General features: G+C 34.3%; 4 protein-coding genes. 2 read left to right on the top strand and 2 right to left on the bottom strand.

Features of this window, described 5'->3' with window-relative positions; all coding sequences use genetic code 11:
* Positions 1-192 precede the first annotated feature (192 nt).
* Complete coding sequence (locus D6734_06065; protein RMF95200.1) at positions 193-948, top strand: hypothetical protein; 756 nt, start codon at positions 193-195, stop codon at positions 946-948.
* A 20-nt stretch (positions 949-968) separates the two neighbouring features.
* Here the strand turns inward: D6734_06065 and sfsA are convergent, their stop codons facing one another.
* A complete protein-coding gene (gene sfsA / locus D6734_06060) occupies positions 969-2,108 on the bottom strand; it encodes a DNA/RNA nuclease SfsA (protein ID RMF95199.1) in 1,140 nt (379 codons plus the stop codon).
* Between the two features lie 87 nt (positions 2,109-2,195).
* On the opposite strand from sfsA, the gene D6734_06055 reads away from it, so the two are divergent.
* Positions 2,196-3,002, top strand: coding sequence for a glucose 1-dehydrogenase (locus tag D6734_06055; protein ID RMF95198.1), 807 nt, complete (start codon positions 2,196-2,198; stop codon positions 3,000-3,002).
* A gap of 34 nt (positions 3,003-3,036) precedes the next feature.
* Here D6734_06055 and D6734_06050 read toward each other — a convergent pair whose 3' ends face one another.
* A complete protein-coding gene (locus D6734_06050) occupies positions 3,037-3,390 on the bottom strand; it encodes a PilZ domain-containing protein (GenBank protein RMF95197.1) in 354 nt (117 codons plus the stop codon).
* Positions 3,391-3,433 lie beyond the last annotated feature (43 nt).

Genomic DNA, 3,433 nt, shown 5'->3' with positions numbered 1-3,433 from the left:
CTGATAATCCTATTTCTTTCGACTCTTTTTTATACATTCTCCTTAATCCTGTAATCACAATTTTTTATTCAAGACACATCTATTATAACTTTATTTTTAATTGATAAATTATTTTTTTCTTTTTTTCTTGACCCATGAAAAAAGCATCACTTACAATATAAACATAGTAATAATTTTCTATGGAGAAAAAAAATGGATGGGGAGAGATTATTTCGGTGCATTGATTGTAATGATACATTTATTTTTACTAAATTTGATTCAGATCCAAAATTTGTCGCAAAAAGTGACGATAATGAATTTATTGCCATTTATGAAAATGACCGCACCTCTTTGATAAATAGGCATTTCAACCATAGGGTTGTTGAATTGGAGTTGGATAAGGAGACTGCTGTTTGCGACGGCCCTTTTGGCGATCCTTTTGTCCCTATATATATACAGGCAAGGGATCGGGTAAATTTTTATGTCATCAAGAAATTCCGCAACAATTTGGAGGAATCCCTGAAATGCTCAGTAGTTGGAGAGTTTTTGAATGAGAAAATAGCAAAAATATCTTTGCAGAAGGAAAATTTGCTGAAGGATTTAAATGCAGAGATAGACCATATTTCAGAAAATGAAGCTTGCGAGATAGTTTCAAAATTTGAAATGATCACAAAAAAAATTAGATTGAATGATTTTGTCAAACTTTATCCTGATAATGAAAACTATCTGGTTAATTATGCTGTCCCCGGCAAAAGGGTTATAGACTCTTTCCTCAAAAGTTCAGTTGCTGTTTTAGGTTCCCATAAAAAAAAGGAGCTTGATGAGTTTGTTAAAAGGCACATCGAACCCTATGATTCTTTAAATTTCATAGTAAAGAAGAAGATCAGCATTGTAAAAAGAAAAAAAGGAAGCAGACTTATCAAATTTCCTGCAAAGGAAGATTTTGTTGATCTTCGCAATATCGGTTGATTCTACTATCAAAGTATTTTTTAAAGCATAGTTGTCAATCGTTCAAGCCTATAATATAAAAGTAATTTCATAAATTTTGGTTCTGCAAGTGGATTGCCTTCGCTGTAAAAAAGATGAGATGAACACTTGCAGTCCGAAGAACCAAATCCTATGATTTCTCCTGAACTTATTTTTTTTATCTCTTTTGAAAGTTTACATTCGAGATCCTGAGATGTCCTAACTGGAAAATCTGTGATAAAATCCATTTCTTTTCTGATGTAGTCTATATGCCAAAACAATTTCTTCTTTTCCCGATGATGCCTTTGAATCCTTTTTAAAAGATTTTTTTTTGCTGACCCCACATATATATAATAGCCTTTTTTAAAACATATTTTCCCAAGTCTTCCGATAGATAGAATTTTGTCTGTTGGTGATTTCAGAATGATTAGATAACAACCGCTGTCCTTGAATTCTTTCTTTAAAAGATTCCAAGGAATTTTCAGCTGTCGTATGCAGGATTCATTTATTTCCATATTCTTGTTCCATTTTATTGCCAAAGGAATTATAGATAGCTTACCGCGAATTTTTAGAAAGGTTTCTGCAAAATTGGGGTCTGTATGATAATCAGGAAGAAAAATTTTTGCCTCTGGAGCGTTGACGAGAAATAAAACTACATTTTTACATTTTTTTGTTGAAATTGCCGCCAATTCTTCAAGATGGCGTTTGCCCCTTTCTGTAACGGCATCTGGAAACATTGCCACTGATTTGCTGAAAAGAGTGCAGGATTTAACCTCCAAGAGAATTCTTTTATTTTCTTTCATTATTGAAAAATCAAATCTGCTTTTTCCAAATTTGACCTCTCTCCTTATTTCAGAGATATTTTTTAGTTTAGGAACTAAATTTTTTTTGATGAGATATTCAACAATATCGTTTGTGCGGTGAGTATGAAGCATAACAGGAGAATTGTCTCTTTCGACTGCTACGACGGTATATTTTGTTTTTCTATCTCTTTTTTCATTTTTTTCTAAATAAAGAGTGGAATTGACGAAAAAAAGCTCATAAAGTCGTCCGGGGTTTGGCAGATAGGCGCTAATTTTACTGCCGTCAACAATGCAGTTAACTAAAAACCTATTAGGCCTTGAAAGAAATTTTGCTTTAATAATTTTTTTGAATAATGTCATTTTTTATCTTTTAGATAAGTTATGAAAATAGAAAATCATTTTTTTTGAAAGAATTCAAATCAGATAAATAAAAAGGAGGGGGTTGAAATGGAAAAAGGATTGAAAAGATTTATAGATAAAAATGTTGTAGTTACAGGAGGAGGGAGTGGTATTGGAAGGGGCATCTGTAAAAGATTCGCTTCAGAAGGAGCAAATGTAATAGTTGCCGATATCGATGAGAAAGGAGGCAGGGAAACTGTTGAGATAATTGCCAATGAAGGTGGTATTGCAGAATATATATATGTTGATGTGTCTGATAACGATTCAATAAATGAGCTTATAAAAAAGTCAGCAGACAAGTTTGGCAAAATCGATGTAGCTGTGGCAAATGCTGGAATCTCAGATAGGTCGTCTTCAGCCCTCGAAGCTACACCTGACGATTGGGATCGAGTCTATGGTGTAAATGTCAAAGGGGCATTTTTCTTTTCAAAGGCGGCTATTCTTCATATGATGGAAAATGATGTTAAGGGTTCAGTAGTTACGATTTCATCTATTATGGGACGTGCAATAAAAAATATGACAGGCGCTTATGCTTCTTCAAAAGCTGCAGTTATAGCCTTTACGAAAACACTTGCGAAATGTGCATCTAATGCAGGCATAAGAGTCAATAGCGTGGCACCGGGAATGGTTGCTACTAATCTCTACAATCTTGTTGAAAAAGAATTGATGATGGAAAAAAATTCATTCGTCAAATGGATTATAGACCAGTCGATAAAGAACGGCAATATTCTTATTCCGCGTGAAGGGACTCCTGAAGATATTGCAGCCGCAGTGGCTTTTCTTTCATCTGAAGATGCTTCGTATATTACGGCGCAGGTTTTGTGTGTCGATGGCGGTATGGATTGGAGTTGGTGAAGGATAGAATTTAAGATTATTTTCCTGCGAAGAATTAGCGATGGTTTAAGATATAATTTGCAATTATTTGTTTGCTTCGATGTGACATTTTTAGAAATTTCAGCCCAAGATAATAATTGTTGTTGTCGCTTATCATACCTCTAACAACTTCACCGCGAAGGATTACGAGGTCTTCTCCGATTGCAAGAGATATTTCGAGGACAGAATGGATGGGGAAAGGATATCCGCATTCTATTAGAATTCCAGATTCACTAATATTGATTGTTCGCGCAATTCCCTGTCTTTTATCAAACTCACGCTGATCGAAGAAGTTATAATGAAGAAGATTGATCGAATTTACTCGAGGAGCGCTTCTTCTTTCCTTTATTTTCTTTTGTACGATTGCCATTTTTCATATTTTCTTTAAAATGACTTCCGCTACTATCGGCAAT

It is taken from the genome of Candidatus Schekmanbacteria bacterium, assembly GCA_003695725.1.
Taxonomy (GTDB): Bacteria; Schekmanbacteria; GWA2-38-11; order GWA2-38-11; family J061; genus J061.
The sequence above is the reverse complement of the archived record's forward strand: the minus strand, read 5'-3'. Positions and strand labels throughout refer to the sequence as shown.